The sequence below is a fragment of the Bordetella genomosp. 10 genome (assembly GCF_002261225.1).
Classification (GTDB): domain Bacteria; phylum Pseudomonadota; class Gammaproteobacteria; order Burkholderiales; family Burkholderiaceae_B; genus Bordetella_C.
Map to the genome: position 1 here is coordinate 1 of NZ_NEVM01000005.1, position 14462 is coordinate 14462.

Consider the following 14462-nt stretch of genomic DNA (forward strand, 5'->3'; position numbering starts at 1 on the left):
GGGAGCCGCCGGCTTGGCCGGCGCCGCGGCAGGGGCATCCAGGCGCGGCGCCTCGCCCGTGGCGGCCGGCGCGGCCGGCGCAACCGACGCAGCCGGCTGCGCGGCGGACCGGGCGGCAGCGGGAACGGCCGTATGCGAGGAAGCGGCGGCGGACCCGACCGCGCGCGGCGCGGCCGCGGCAGGAGCGGTAGGAGTGGCAGGAGCAACGGGTGCAGCCACGCGCGGCGGCGCGGCGGGCGCAGCCAAGGGCTGGGCCGACACCTCGATGACTTGGCCTTGGTTGATCTTGAACACCGCCACCGCCTGGGCCAGGCGCTGCGCCTGTTCCTGCAGCGAACCGGCGGCGGCGGCCGCCTGCTCCACCAGCGCCGCGTTCTGCTGCGTCACTTCATCCATCTGCGAGACCGCGCGGTTGACCTGGTCGATGCCGCTGGACTGCTCCTCGGACGCCGCCGAGATCTCGCCCATGATGTCCGTCACGCGCTTCACCGACGTCACGATTTCCTGCATGGTCGCGCCAGCGCGCTCCACCTGCTCGGAGCCGGCGCCCACCTTGGACACCGAGTCCTCGATCAGGCCCTTGATTTCCTTGGCCGCCTGGGCGCTGCGCTGGGCCAGCGAACGCACTTCGCCCGCCACCACCGCGAAACCCTTGCCCTGCTCGCCCGCCCGCGCCGCTTCCACCGCCGCGTTCAGCGCCAGGATGTTGGTCTGGAAGGCGATGCCGTCGATCACGCTGACGATTTCCGAAATCTTGCGCGAGCTGGCCGAAATGCCCTGCATCGTGTTGACCACCTCGCTCACGGCCGAGCCGCCGCGTTCGGCCACGTCCGAGGCGCTGGCCGCCAACTGGTTGGCCTGGCGCGCGTTGTCCGCGTTCTGCTTCACGGTCGAGGCCAGTTGCTCCATCGACGCGGCGGTTTCCTCCAGCGAGGCCGCCTGCTGCTCGGTGCGGCTGGACAGGTCGGTGTTGCCGGCGGAGATCTCGCGCGCGCCGACGTTGATTTCCTCCACCCCGCGGCGCACCGAGGCCACCGTGCGGGTCAGGCTTTCCTGCATGCGCTTGATCGCGCCATAGAGCACGCCGACTTCATTGGAGGAGCGGACGTCCACGCGCTGCGTGAAATCGCCTTCCGCGATACGGTCGAAATGATTGCTGGCCTCGCGCAGCGGACGCAGCAGCATGCGGTTGATGAACAGCCAGCAGCCGATCGTCAGCAACACGGCCACGGCCACCATGACGGCCGTCACCACCTGCGATCGGGTGAAATCCTGGTGCCCCTTGCTCATGAGCACGTCGGCGTCCTTGTCCATGGCCTGGAAGAAGGCCTGGAACGCGCGATCCATGTCGTCGTTCGCCGCGCGCACCTGGTCATTGGACTTGGCGAAAGTATCCCCGTCCTTGGCGCGCAGGGCGTTGGCTTGCAGATCCAGCGCCGCGTTCATCTTGCGGAAGGCGGCGTCGACGCCCGACACGATGGCCTGCGCCCCCTCCATCTTGGGGGATTTCGCGAAGGCTTCGTAGGTCTGGGCCGCCTTGGCCTGATAGTTCTTGGCGCGATCGACGTTGGCCACCGCCTGATCGGCCTTGCCGTCCTTCAGGAACTGGTACGAGGTGGCCAGGATCAGCCGGCCGCGCAAGATGCTCACGTAGGTGCTGTACAACTGCGTGACCTGGTCGCCGTACACCACGTTCAGTTCGTCGGCCTTGGTGTTCATGGAGCGCAGGCCCAGCCAGCCGAAGCCGTTGGACGACAGCATGGCCACCATGTACAGGGCCAGGACCAGCGCGATGCAGGTCCGGATTCTCATATTCGCGAACATTCTGTCTTTCTTTCCCACCATGGGCCGAGTCCGGGCGAGCAGCCCCGGACCGCGGCGAAACGCTCTATTTGTTCATGCTGAAGAGGCTGACGCCCTGGATCGACGAGAATGCGGCCATCGATGCCTGCAGCGCCACCTGGCGCAGCGTCAGGGAAGATACCGCCGAGTAGTAGTCCAGGTCCGTCAGGTCGGACAGCACCTTGGTGTCGGTCAGCTTGCGCTGGCTGCCGGTGCTGTCCAGGGCATCCAGTTCGTTCTGGCGCGCGCCCACCGATGCCTGCACCGTCGAAACGTTGTCCAGGTTGATCGCCAGCTTGCGCGCCGCCGTGGTCAGTGTGTTGCGCAGCGAGGCCGACGCGGCGGCGTCGCCTTGCGTGGCCCCGGTCAGTGCCGAGATCAACTGGTCCATGGTCGCGAACACGTCCATGTCGGCGCCCTGCGCCGGCTCCACGGTGAAGCTGTCGCCGTTGGCCGGCGCGCCCGACAGGGTCATCGTCACGCCGCCCATGTCGATCGTGTCGCCATCCGTATAGGCGACCGGCGCCGAGGTGGTCGACGTGCCGCCCGCGTCGGTCGTGGTGATCGTATAGGTGGTGTCGCCGGTGGTGGCGTCGACCGCGAAATCGATCTTGAACGTCGAACCGATGTTGGCGCCGCCGGTCTGGGTGTTCGGCGCGAGGAAGGTCGCCGTGCCGGTGTTGGCCGAAGCGGCCGACGCGATATAGGACGTGGTGCCGGGATTGGCGCGGCTGAAGATGTCCGAGCCGACGTCCGAGGTGGACATCTGGCGCGCCTGGTCCACCTGGACGACGCGCTGGCCGGTGTCGCCGGCGTAGGTGATGGCGCCGGTGGCCGGATCCTGGACGTAGGCCGCGCTGCCGCTCTGGTATCCCGAGAACAGGTACTGGCCGCTGCCGTCGGTGCTGTTGGCCAGCGCGAACAGGGCGTCGCGCGAGTTGCTCAACACCGTCGCCAGCGTCTGGCGGTCGGTATCGGACAGCGTCCCGTTGCCCGCCTGCACCACCTTCTCCATCGAGGCCGTGATGTTGTTGACGATGGCGCTCAGGGCGTTGCCTTCGTTGCCCAGCGACGTGTTGGCCACGTTGCGGTTGCTGGCGTAGTTGCCGGTCATCGACAGGTTCTGGCTGGCGGTGATCGACTGGCCGGCGGCCAGCGGATCGTCCGACGCCGTCACGATGCGGCGGCCGCTGCTGACCTGCTGCTGCAGGGACAACAGCGACGACTGGCTGTTCAGAATGCCGTTCAGGCCGCTCTGGTAAATCATCGAGGTGCTGAGGCGCACGGTCATGCTATGGCTCCTGGTGTTCTCTGGGCTGGCGCGTTCGATGCGGGCTTACTGGATGCCCAACAGGGCCTGGAAGACCGTATTGGCGACGTCGATGATCTTGGCGGCGGCCTGGTATTGCTGCTGGAACATGCTCAGGCTGACGTATTCTTCGTTCAGGTTGACCCCCGACACCGACTGCTGGTCGGTCTGGCGCTGGGAGATCACGGATTGCTGGGCCGTATCGTTGGCCTTGGCGGCGGCCGTCTGCTGGCCCACGGTGTTGACGATCTGCGAAAAGGCGTCGGTCACGCTCAGCGTGCCGCCGGCCAGCGTCTTGCTGGTCTGCAGTTGCGCCATGGCCAGGGCGTTGTTGCCATTGGCGGAACCCGGGTTGGTGCTGTCGGAGGCCGCGATCTTGCTGGGGTCGGTGATCGCCACGGCGATCTGGCCGGCGGCGTCGCGGGTCGGGCTCAGCACCCACTTGTCGCCGTCGGCGGGGACGCCGCTGATGTTCATGCTCAGGCCGTCGAAGGCCATGGGCGGCGTGGTCCCGTCGCCCGTGTACACCTGCGTGCCGTCCGAGCGGGTCACCGTGTAGTTGCCGCCCGTATAGCTGATCGTGTAGTCGTTGGCCGTCAGCGCGCTGGCGTCGGTATAGTCGGCCGTCATCGTGGCGCTGCCGGTGTTCTTGGCGTTGGGCAGCGCCGACGGCGTGCCCAGCGAAAAGAAGTCCTCGCCGGCATCGCCGTTCAAGTCCACGCCCTGCGCCTGCAAGGCATTGAAGGCGGTGGCCAGGCCGACGGACATCTGGCCCAGCTTGTTCTGCAGCGTGTCCAGCGATTGCGAACGGAATTGCAGCAGGCCGCCCAGGCTGCCCTGGGTAATGGCGCTGTCCTTCATTTCCACGGTGGTCGTGGCGCCGCCCGGGCCCGAAGGCACGGTATAGGCGACGACGGTGCGCGACGGATCGGCGGCCGAGGCCACCGCCTGCAACTTGTAGACCGTCGTGCCGGACAGCAGCGACTGGCCGCTGGACAGCGCGATATCGACGGCGTAGCCGTTCGAGGCCGTCGAGGTGCGGATGCCGACCACCTGGCCCAATTGCTGCACCAGCGAATCGCGCTGGTCCATCAGGTCGTTGGGGGCATTGCCGGCGCCGTTGCTGACGGCGGCGACGATCTGCTGGTTCAGGTTGTTGATCTGGCTCAGGTAGCTGTTGACCTGGTCCACCGAGGACGAGATCTGCGTATTCAGGCCGGTGCGCTGCGTCTGCAGGTCCGCATAGGCGGAATTGATCTGGCTCACCAGGCTCTGGGCCTTGCCGATCAGGTCCTGGCGGGTCGCGGCGTCGGCGGGCGAACTGGCCACCGCGTTCAGCGACGTGAAGAAATCGTTCAGCGCCGGCGAGATGCCGGTGGTGTTGTCGCCCAGCATGTTGTCGACCTGTGTGAGCTGCGTCAGCAGGCTGGACGTCGCCGCGCCGGTGCTCTGGGCCTGCACCAACTGGTTGTACAGAAACCCGCTGTACTGGCGCTGCACGGTATCGACCATGACGCCGCGGCCATAGTAGCCCGAGCCGGTCGCGGTGGCGCCCGCGGTCGAGGTCATCACCTTCTGACGGTTGTAGCCATCCGTCCCCGAGTTATCGATGTTGTGGCCGGTGACCGTCAGGCCGGCTTGCGCCGCGTTCAGGCCACTCAGGCCAAGGCTGAACAAACTCATGTCTAGGTGCCTCTGCAAATAACCGTGCGAGTTCTCGGGATACCCGTTTAACGGCAACGATTCGCAAAAATTTAGCGTTATCTATCCGTTATCCATCTATTGATGCCTTCCCATGGCGCCTTCCCTGGCGGGCCGTGGGAAAAACAGGGTCACAGCATGTTTTTGATTTTTCCTGGATCCAGCGCCATCAGATCCCTCCCCCATCGCCGCCCAATCCCGCGGCGGCGGCCGCGCCCGCGCGTCCGCCCCGGAACTGGCCCATGATGCCGATCAGCTTTTCCGCGTAACGCGGGTCGGTGGCGTAGCCGGCCGCCTGGATGCGGCGCGCCGCGTCCACTTCGTCGCGGGCCTGCGCCACCGCCTCGTAGCGCGGGCTGCCGCCGATCAGGCGGGCATAGTCGGCGAACGATTCGGCATAGGAGTTATAGGCGCGGAAGGGCTGCATCACCTTCCTGGGCACGCCGTCCTCGTATTCCGTGGTCATCACGTTGACCACCTTGCCCTTCCAGGCGTCGTTGGCCTTGATGCCGAACAGGTTGTAGCTGGTGCGGCCGTCCTCGTAGCGGATTTCGCGCTTGCCCCAGCCCGACTCCAGGGCGGCCTGGCCCAGGATCAGGCGCGCCGGCACGCCGCTCATGCGCTCGGCCGCCTTGGCGGCGGAGGCCATCTGGGAGACGAATTCCACCACGTGCTCCGGGGCGCCCTCGGCCGCCGCCAGGGCGCGGTCCGCCGGGCGATTGCGATCCAGCACGCGCAGCAGCGCGGCCAGCTCGGGCGACAGGCTGCTGCCGGCGCGCGGCGGCGCCATGCGGCGCAGGTCCAGCGCCATCTCGCCCTGGGCGGGATCCGCCGCATTGGCCTGGGCGGCGTCGTCGACCACCGCGTCGGCGGGCGGCTGGGCGTCGCCGTTCTGCGCGCGCATCTGGCGCAGCAGCGACTGCGCCAGGCCGATGCCGGGCGTGGCCAGTTGCAAGGCCAGTTGCTCGTCGGCCATGGACTGGATCATGCGCGACTGCTCGGAATCGAACAGGCCGCTTTTCATCGTGGCCTCGCGCATGCGCTTGAGCATCATCTGTATATAGACGGCCTCGAACTGCTTGGCGACCTGGGCCTGCTTGTCCGCGCTGTTCGGGTTCACGCTGACGTCGCGCTTGAGCGCGCCCAGCGAGCCGAAGTCGAAGATCGACGCTTGCCCCGAATCGAGCGAGCCGGCGCCGGACAGGATAGCCATGATCAGATGATCTCCAGCTCGGCGCGCAGGGCGCCGGCGGTCTGCATGGCCTGCAGGATGGCGAGCAGGTCCTGGGGCGTGGCGCCCAGCGCGTTGAGCGCGCGCACCACGTCGGCCAGGTTGGCGCTGGTGCGCACGCGCTGCAACGAGCCGTTCTCCTGGCGTACGTCGATCTGGGTGTTCGGCACCACCACGGTCTGGCCGCCGCCGAAAGGCGTGTTCGGCTGCGAGACCGCGTTGGTCTGGTTGACCACCACCGAGAGGTTGCCGTGGGCCACCGCGGCTTCCTCGATCATCACCGTGCGGTTCATCACCACCGACCCCGTGCGGGCATTGATGATGACCTTGGCGGCGGCCGGCGCGCGCGTCACCTGCAGGTTCTCGACCTGCGACAGGAAGGCCGCCTGCCCCGCCGGGTCCAGCGGCCCCTGCAGGCGGATGACGCGGCCGTCCACCACCGAGGCCGTGCCCGGCCCGAAGCGCTGGTTCAGGGCCGCCGAGACGTTCTGCGTCGTGCCGAAATCCAGCTCGTTCATTTCCAGGAAAATATTGCCGTCGCGCGCGAACGTCGTCGGCACCGCGCGCTCGACGATGGCGCCGTTGCTGATGCGGCCGCCGTTCAACTGGTTGATGGCCACGCTGGAGCCGCCCGCCGAGGCGCCGGCGCCGCCCACCACCAGGTTGCCCTGGGCGATGGCGTAGACCTGGCCGTCCGCGCCCTTCATCGGCGTCATCAGCAGCGTGCCGCCGCGCAGGCTCTTGGCGTTGCCCATGGCCGACACCACCACGTCGGCGGTCTGGCCCGGGCGCGCGAAGGCCGGCAGCGTCATGGTGACCATCGCGGCCGCCACGTTCTTCAACTGCATATTGGTATTGGACGGCACCGTCACGCCGAGCTGCGACAGCATGTTCGTCAGGCTCTGCTGGGTGAACGGGGTCTGGCGCACCTGGTCGCCCGTGCCGTCCAGGCCCACCACCAGGCCGTAGCCGATCAACTGGTTGCCGCGGACGCCCTGGATGGCGGACAGGTCCTTGAGGCGCTCCGCGTGCGCGGCGCCGGCCAGCATGGCGCCGGCCACGCAGGCGCGCAGCAGCACGGAGGCCAGGGCGGAAAAGGCGGTGGAGAGCTTCATATCAGAACGGAGATGCAATCAGGAAAAAGCGCTGCAGCCAGCCCATGGTCTGCACTTCGTCCATCACGCCCTTGCTGCGGTACTCGATGCGCGCATCGGCCACCCGCGTCGACGAGACGGTGTTGGTGCCGGTGATCGCGCGCGGATCGACCACGCCGGAAAAACGGATGTACTCGCTGCCGCGGTTGATGGCGATCTGCTTTTCGCCGGCGACCTGCAGGTTGCCGTTGGGCAGCACGCCCACCACCGTGGTCGTCAGCGTGCCGGTGAAGGTGTTGTTGGCGCTGCTGTCGCCCGCTCCCTTGGTCTGGTTGCCGCCCTTGGTGGAGGTGTCCAGCTTGGCGTTGAACCAGCTACTCAGGAAGCCCGGCGAGGCCGAGATCGAATTGTCGGTGGCCGAACTGCGGTCCGTATTGGTCGCCACGTTCTTGGCGGCGGCGGTCTTTTCCTCCAGCACCACGGTCACGATATCGCCGACGTTGCGCGGCCGGCGGTCCTCGAACAGCGGGTAGTTGCCGTAGGCGGTCGGCTGGTAGATGGCGCCGTCGGGCGTCGGGGAAATCGGCGCGGGCGGCGGCGGCGCCGCCGTGGTCGAACCGAGCACCACCGGTTCCGGCGGCACCAGGGCGCAGCCGGCCAGCCACAATGCCATCGAAGCGAGGAAAACGAAACGCATGAAACGCATGTTCGGGTCCGGACGTCGCATCAAAGCTGGGTCAGGCGCTGCAGCATCTGATCGGCGGTCTGCACGGCCTTGGAGTTCATTTCGTAGGCGCGCTGCGTGGTGATCATGTTGACCAGTTCCTCCGCCACGTTGACGTTGGAGGTTTCCAGGTACTTCTGCTGCATCGTGCCCAGGCCGTCGACGCCGGGGTTGCCGATGTTCGGCGGGCCGGACGAATCGGTCTCCAGGTACAGGTTCTCGCCCACGCTCTGCAAGCCGTTGGGGTTGATGAAGTTGGCCAGTTGCAATTGGCCGACCTGCACGTTCACGCCGGGCGCGGCGGGCTGGGTCACCGACACCGTGCCGTCGGTGCCGATGGTCAGCGTCAGCGCGTTGTTGGGGATGTTGATCGGCGGCTGCACCACGTAGCCTTCGGCGGTCGTCAACTGGCCGTTCTGGTCGCGCTGCAAGGAGCCGTCGCGGGTGTAGGCGTCGGTGCCGTCCGGCAACTGGATCTGCAGGAAACCGGCACCCTGGATGGCGACGTCCAGGTCCTGGCCGGTGCTGGTCAGGCCGCCCTGGGTATGCAGGCGCTCCGTCGCCGCCACGCGCGTGCCCGTGCCGAGCTGCAGGCCGGAGGGCAACTGGTTGGCGTCGCCGACCTGGGCGCCGGGCTGGCGCACCGTCTGGTACATCAGGTCCTGGAACACGGCGCGGCCACGCTTGTAGCCGGTGGTGTTGACGTTGGCCAGGTTGTTCGAGATGACGTCCAACTGGGTTTGCTGACCCTCGAGGCCCGTCTTGGCGATCCAGAGCGAACGAAGCATGGTTTTAGACTCCTGGGTTGCCGGGCGCGGGGCCCGGCAGGTAATTCGGTTTCAGAACGGGGCAACGGGGCTTACGAGGTCACCGACAGAATGCCGTTGGCGCGGTCCTCGTTGGTGTCCGCATCCTTGACCACCTGCATCTGCATTTCAAAACGGCGCGAGTTCTCGATCATGCCGACCATCGAGGTCGCGGCGTTGGCGTTGCTGCCTTCCAGCACGCCCGAGGTGACGCGCACGGACGGATCGGCCGGCATCGGCGGCGCCGGCTGGCCGTTGGCCGCGACGCGCCGGAACACGCCGTCGTCGCCGTGCACCAGGGTGTTTTCGTCAGGCTTGACCAGCTTGAGCTGGCCCAGGTTGAGCACCGTATTGGGCGGGTCGCCGGCGCCGATGGAGGTCACCGTGCCGTCCGTGCCGATGGTCAAGGCGGCCATGGCAGGCACGTCGATCACGCCGTTCTGCTGCGACAGCACGGGGATGCCCTGCGAGGTCTGCAACTGCCCGTTGACGCCCACCTGCAGGTCGCCGGCGCGGGTATAGGCCTCGCCTTGCGGGGTCTGCACGGCCAGCCAGCCGCCTTCGGTCACGGCGACGTCCAGTGGGTTGCCCGTGGACTGCAACACGCCCATCTGGAAATCGCTGCGCGGCGTCGCCGCCACGGTCGACACGCGGGTCGGCAGGCTGGTTCCGTCATTGACCGGCACCGAGCGGTACATGGACATCTGGGCCCGGAAGCCCACGGTGTTGACGTTGGCCATGTTGTTCGTCAGAACGTTCTGCTGCTCGCTGATGCGGGCGGCGCCGTTCATGGCGGTGTAGATGATGCGGTCCATGCCTGGTTCGGTTCCGTGTCGGCGTAGCGGGTTTACGAGATCTGCAGCAGGTTCTGCAACACGTCGCTCTGGGTCTTGATGGTCTGCGTGTTGGCCTGGTAGGTGCGCTGCGCGACGATCATGTTGACCAGCTCCGAGCTGAGGTCGACGTTGGACTCTTCCACCGACTGGCCGCGGATCAGGGCCATGCCGTTGGTGCCGGGCTGGCCCAGTTGGGCGGCGCCCGAGTCGGCCGACTCGCTCCAGGCGTTGTCGCCCACCGGCTTCAGGCCCTGCACGTTGTTGAAATTGGCCAGCACGACCGTGCCCACGTTCTGCGTCTCGCCGTTCGAATAGCTGGCGATGATGGAGCCGTCGGTGCCGAACGAGATCGAGTTGAACTCGCCCGAGGTGTAGCCGTTGGGCGTCTTGCTGGACGTGAAGTCGCTGCCGTACTGGGTGGTGCCGGTGTAGTTGATGTCGACGCTTAGCGGCGCGGCGGGCGAGGACGCGCCGCCGGGATCGGCCAGGGTCACGGTCTGGACGGCGGGATTGGTCGTCAGGCGGCCGGCGCTGTCGAAGCGCAGCTCGGTGGGGTTGCCCCAGACCGCCGGCGTGCCGGTCGAGGTCGTCGGCGACATGGCGGCGCCGTCCAGCGTGTAGTACACGTCGTACACGCTAGCAATAGGCTCGTTCGTTACTGGATCTTTCTCCGACTCCCGCTTGACGAAGTACTGCGTCAATTGGTGCGAGTTGCCCAGCGAGTCGTATACGGTCATCGGCTGCGTGTCGGTATAGGTGTCCGCGTTGGCCGGATCGAACGGCGTCGCCGTGTTGTCGATCACGCTGGCGTTGCCGTTCAGGTTGGCGACGAAGCCGGCCGTGGTCGTCGCCTGCGGGGAGATATTGGCCTGCGGCAGCGACAACTGGATCGGCGCGGTGCCGATGCCGCCCGTGCCGTAGCCGGTCAGGTACTGGCCCTGCGCGTTGACGATGTTCAGGTTCTTGTCGATGGAGAACTGGCCGTTGCGGGTGTAGAAGACGTTGCCGCTGCTGTCGACGGTGCGGAAGAAGCCGTTGGCGCCGTCGATGGCCATGTCGTACTGGCCGCCCGAGGAAATCGTGCCCACCGTGAAGCGCTGCTGCACGGCGGAGACCTTCACGCCCAGGCCCACGCGCGACGAGGCGTAGACGTCCGCGAACTGCACGCTGGAGGCCTTGAAGCCGACGGTGCCGGAGTTGGCGATGTTGTTGCCGATGACGTCCAGGTTCTGCGCGGCGGCGTTCAGGCCGCTAAGTCCTTGTCCGAAGCCCATGTGTATCTCTCGCTATTCAAAAATTCAGTGAAACGATGAGCCGCCGCGACGCGGGCGGCGAGCGTTCAAAAAAAGGCCCCCACGCCGCGCGGCTTACGCCGCTTGCTGCCCCCCGGGGGGGCGTTTTTGCCTTGGGACGGCCCGGCGTCAAAAAACGTCAACCCAAAACCTCCCGGATATCCAGCACGCTGAACTGGCCGAGCAGGCCCAGGTCCAGGCGCACGCCGTCGGTGGTGTACGCCACGTTCTGCACCGTGCCCGAGGACAGCGCGTCGGCGGTCACCGCCGCGCCGGTGCTGTCGGTGGCGGTCACGGCGATGGTGTACTTGCCGTCGGCCATGGAATTGCCCGAATCGTCCTTGCCGTCCCAGGTCGGCGTCAGGATGCCGGCCTTCTGGGCGCCCAGGTCCAGCGTGCGCACCACGCGGCCGCTCGAATCGCTGATCGTCATCTTGACGTCGTCGGCATCGGCCTGCAGGTCGATGCCGACCGGGGTGGTGACGCGCGCGCCGGTGTCATCGGTGTCGATGTTCAACGTCGTGCCGGGCACCAGCACGTTCTTGCCGATCATCGAGACGGCCGACATCGACTGCGACACGTCGACCTGCCCGCTGATGGTGGACACCAGGGTCTTCAGGTCGGTGATGCCCTGCACCGTGGAGATCTGCGCCAGTTGCGAGGTCAACTGCGAGTTGTCCATCGGGTTCAGTGGATCCTGATTGTTCAACTGGGTGACCAGCAGGGTCAGGAACTGGTTCTGGATGTCGGCCGCGCTGGAGGCGGTGCTGCTTGCCGACGAACCGACCGAGTTGGCGCTGGAAGTCGACGTGGTCGAGGAAGTGGACGAAACGGCCATGAACGGCTCCGGTTGGGGTTACGCGACGATGTCCGCGCTCATTGCCCGATGGTCAGGGTTTTCTGCATCAACGTCTTGGCGGTGTTCAGCACCTCGACGTTGGCCTGGTAGGAACGCGAGGCCGAGATCATGTTGACCGTCTCGGCGACCGGGTCGACGTTGGGCATGTTCACGTAGCCGTCGCGGTCCGCCAGGGGATTGCGGGGATCGTAGAGGCGCTTGAGCGGCGACTGGTCCTCGACCACGCCGGCCACGCGCACGCCGCCGATTTCCTGGCCGTAGGCCTGGCCGGCCGGCGGGTTCACCTGGAACACCACCTGGCGGGCGCGGTACGGCTGACCGTCGGGCCCGACGGCGCTGTCGGCGTTGGCCAGGTTGCTGGCGGCGACGTTCATGCGCTGCGACTGCGCGCTCATGGCGGAGCCGGCGATGTCGAAAATGCTCAGGAGAGGCATGTCTGTTCCCTGTTTCCTGTTTGCTATGCGTCTTTATGCGCCCGCGTCTTATTCGCTGACCGCGCGCATCATGTCCTTGAGCTGCTGGTTCAGCACCGACATGCTGCTCTGGTAATGCAGCGCGTTGTCGGCGAACTGCACGCGCTCGACGTTCATGTCCACCGTGTTGCCGTCCAGGCTGGCCTGGTAGGGATTGCGGTAGAGCAGGTCGGCGGGACCGCTCTGGCTGGACGCCTGCGCCGGGATGTGGCGCGGCGAGGTCAGCGCCAGGCTGGTGTCGGGCAGCCGCATGCGGGTGTCCATCGCGTTTTGCATGGCCGTGGCGAAATCGAAATCGCGCGCCTTGTAGTTGGGCGTGTCCGCGTTGGCGATATTGGCCGACAGCACTTCCTGGCGATCCGCGCGCAAGGCGATAGATTGCTGGAAGAACGACAGTTCCTGGCTTAGACGATCCATCTGGTGGCCGTTTCCTATAGAGTCTGCTTCGGCGGCGGACGATGGGCCCGCGCCATCCCGGGGCGCGGCGAGCGCACTGCCCGCTTTTCCGGGATGACCAGAATCATAGGTTCGCAAGCTTGCGAACAATTTCGCAAATAACCCGAGATTTCTCAGCTAATTCGGGTATTGGTTCGGGCGCCCTCTTCCTACAATTCCCCTACCTTGAAATACCGGGCCCGTCCCATGCCGCGCTTTTTCTCCCGTTTCGTCCTTGCCGCGTCGACCGCCCTGCCCCTGGCCGCGTCCGCGCAGGAGGCCGCGCCGGCGTTCGCGCCGCAGGATCCGGCCGCCGTGATCAGCGTGGCGGACGACTACCTGCGGCAGCAACTTGCCGCCATCTCCCCCAATCCCATCATCAAGTTCGACGAAGTCCGCACCGAAAGGCTGCAGGCCTGCGACGATCTCAGCGCCTTCATGTCGGCCGGCGCCCGGCCGCGCGCCCGCATGAGCGTGGGCGTGCGCTGCGCCGCCCCCCGGCCCTGGAGCGTCTATGCCCAGGCCTCCGTCAGCATTCCGGGCCAGTACGTCGTGGCCGCGCGCACCATCAACGCCGGCGAGCCCATCACCCCGGACGCCATGGCGCCGCGCGACGGCGACCTGGTCAACCTGCCGCCCGGCGCCGTCACCGACGGCCAGTCCATCGTCGGCATGACCGCCAGCTATCGCATCGCCAGCGGCCAGCCGATCAAACTGACCTCCCTGCGCAGCGCCGGCGCGATCCAGCGCGGCCAGACGGTGCGCATCAACGCCCACGGGCGCGGCTTCACCGTCAGCAGCGAGGGCGTCGCCATGGAAAGCGCCGCGCCCGGCTCGACCGTCCAGGTGCGCACGCCCTCCGGCCAGATCGTGAGCGGCATCGTGCAACGGACCGGCAACGTCGAAGTCCCTCTTTAAACCGTGTTACAACTATCCCCGTCCCGCCCCGCCGCGCCCCCTAAAGTTCAGGGGTGGATTGCCGTTACAAGGACATCGACGGCCTGGACCGGTATCCGCGGATCGCGGCCGCAGCACGGAGAAACAACGTGAAAATCAACGCACCCACCACCCGCCCCACCCTGGGCCCCGACGCCGCCACGCAGCGCAGCACGCTGGCGCAGGCCTATGCCGGCGCAGGCGGCGGCAGCACGGGCGGGTCGTCCCAGGTCGAGCTGAGCAGCGCCTCGCGCGCCCTGTCCGACCTGCAGGACGGAAAATCGGACATCGATACGGCGCGCGTGGCCGAAATCAAGGCGGCGATCGCTTCGGGCCAACTGAAGATCGACGCCGGCAAGATCGCGGACGGCATCATCGCCAGCGCCCGCGAACTGGTGAAATAACCCTGGAAATCCGGAAGACTGGTATGGACTACGTGGCGCAATTGCTGGACTGCCTGCGGGAAGAAGACGCGGCCATCGTCGAATTCACCTCCCTGCTGGAGGAAGAAAGCACGGCGCTGACCGGTCGCCAGTCCTTCGAGACGCTGCAAGCCATCACCGACCGCAAGAACGAATTCGCCGCCCGCCTGGGCGGCCTGAGCCATCGCCGCGATACGCTGCTGGCCGAGCTGGACCTGCCGGCCGCCCACGAAGGCACCGAAGCGGCCGCCGCCCGGCACCCCGAACTGGCCGAAACCTGGCAGACCCTGCTGGCGCATTCGGCGAAGGCGGCCGCCATCAACGAGCGCAACGGCTCGCTGATCGACATGCACCTGCGCCACACCGAGGACGCGCTGGAAACGCTGCGCAACATCGGCGCGGCCAGCAATCTGTACACCTCGCAAGGCCGCTCCGGCGCGGCCGGCGCGCTGCGCAAGGCCTACGTCGCCAGCTAAGCGCCGGGCAGCTAAGCGCCAGACAA

General features: G+C 67.0%; 15 protein-coding genes. 3 read left to right on the forward strand and 12 right to left on the reverse strand.

The features are described 5' to 3' along the window. From CAL29_RS16335 to flgB, 12 genes are all read right to left on the reverse strand, one after another. Nucleotides 1–1824: methyl-accepting chemotaxis protein (locus CAL29_RS16335; RefSeq protein WP_143277685.1), on the reverse strand; the 1824-nt coding region annotated here is incomplete at its 3' end. 64 nt (nucleotides 1825–1888) lie between these two features. Next, entirely contained in the window at nucleotides 1889–3133 is a 1245-nt protein-coding gene (flgL, locus tag CAL29_RS16340; RefSeq protein WP_306430691.1) for a flagellar hook-associated protein FlgL, read from the reverse strand. A gap of 45 nt (nucleotides 3134–3178) precedes the next feature. After that, nucleotides 3179–4834: a flagellar hook-associated protein FlgK gene (gene flgK, locus CAL29_RS16345; RefSeq protein WP_094854154.1), complete on the reverse strand. Its 1656-nt coding sequence runs from the start codon at nucleotides 4832–4834 to the stop codon at nucleotides 3179–3181. Nucleotides 4835–5021: 187 nt separating this feature from the next. Beyond that, the gene (gene flgJ, locus CAL29_RS16350) at nucleotides 5022–6065 is read right to left on the reverse strand and encodes a flagellar assembly peptidoglycan hydrolase FlgJ (RefSeq protein ID WP_094854155.1); all 1044 of its coding nucleotides are present in this window, start codon (nucleotides 6063–6065) and stop codon (nucleotides 5022–5024) included. A 2-nt stretch (nucleotides 6066–6067) separates the two neighbouring features. Next, the gene (locus CAL29_RS16355; RefSeq protein WP_094854156.1) at nucleotides 6068–7198 is read right to left on the reverse strand and encodes a flagellar basal body P-ring protein FlgI; all 1131 of its coding nucleotides are present in this window, start codon (nucleotides 7196–7198) and stop codon (nucleotides 6068–6070) included. 1 nt (nucleotide 7199) lies between these two features. Further along, nucleotides 7200–7883, reverse strand: a complete 684-nt coding sequence (locus tag CAL29_RS16360; protein WP_094854157.1) for a flagellar basal body L-ring protein FlgH — start codon at nucleotides 7881–7883, stop codon at nucleotides 7200–7202. Between the two features lie 20 nt (nucleotides 7884–7903). Continuing rightward, complete coding sequence (gene flgG, locus CAL29_RS16365) at nucleotides 7904–8689, reverse strand: flagellar basal-body rod protein FlgG (RefSeq protein WP_094854158.1); 786 nt, start codon at nucleotides 8687–8689, stop codon at nucleotides 7904–7906. A gap of 71 nt (nucleotides 8690–8760) precedes the next feature. Continuing rightward, nucleotides 8761–9522, reverse strand: coding sequence for a flagellar basal body rod protein FlgF (locus tag CAL29_RS16370; protein ID WP_094854159.1), 762 nt, complete (start codon nucleotides 9520–9522; stop codon nucleotides 8761–8763). Nucleotides 9523–9554: 32 nt separating this feature from the next. Then, a complete protein-coding gene (flgE, locus tag CAL29_RS16375; protein ID WP_094854160.1) occupies nucleotides 9555–10817 on the reverse strand; it encodes a flagellar hook protein FlgE in 1263 nt (420 codons plus the stop codon). A gap of 157 nt (nucleotides 10818–10974) precedes the next feature. Next, nucleotides 10975–11673: a flagellar hook capping FlgD N-terminal domain-containing protein gene (locus CAL29_RS16380; RefSeq protein ID WP_094854161.1), complete on the reverse strand. Its 699-nt coding sequence runs from the start codon at nucleotides 11671–11673 to the stop codon at nucleotides 10975–10977. Nucleotides 11674–11711: 38 nt separating this feature from the next. Next, nucleotides 11712–12128, reverse strand: a complete 417-nt coding sequence (flgC, locus tag CAL29_RS16385) for a flagellar basal body rod protein FlgC (RefSeq protein WP_094854162.1) — start codon at nucleotides 12126–12128, stop codon at nucleotides 11712–11714. Between the two features lie 48 nt (nucleotides 12129–12176). Beyond that, nucleotides 12177–12584: a flagellar basal body rod protein FlgB gene (gene flgB, locus CAL29_RS16390; protein WP_094854163.1), complete on the reverse strand. Its 408-nt coding sequence runs from the start codon at nucleotides 12582–12584 to the stop codon at nucleotides 12177–12179. A 225-nt stretch (nucleotides 12585–12809) separates the two neighbouring features. Between flgB and flgA the strand changes: the two genes are divergently transcribed. The 3 genes from flgA (at nucleotide 12810) to CAL29_RS16405 (ending at nucleotide 14436) form a co-directional block, all read left to right on the forward strand. Beyond that, nucleotides 12810–13520 (forward strand): flagellar basal body P-ring formation chaperone FlgA, encoded by a 711-nt coding sequence (flgA, locus tag CAL29_RS16395; RefSeq protein ID WP_094854164.1) that lies wholly within the window; start codon nucleotides 12810–12812, stop codon nucleotides 13518–13520. 128 nt (nucleotides 13521–13648) lie between these two features. After that, on the forward strand, nucleotides 13649–13942 hold the full coding sequence (gene flgM, locus CAL29_RS16400) for a flagellar biosynthesis anti-sigma factor FlgM (RefSeq protein WP_094854165.1): 294 nt from the start codon (nucleotides 13649–13651) through the stop codon (nucleotides 13940–13942). Between the two features lie 23 nt (nucleotides 13943–13965). Then, nucleotides 13966–14436: a flagella synthesis protein FlgN gene (locus CAL29_RS16405; RefSeq protein ID WP_094854166.1), complete on the forward strand. Its 471-nt coding sequence runs from the start codon at nucleotides 13966–13968 to the stop codon at nucleotides 14434–14436. Nucleotides 14437–14462 lie beyond the last annotated feature (26 nt).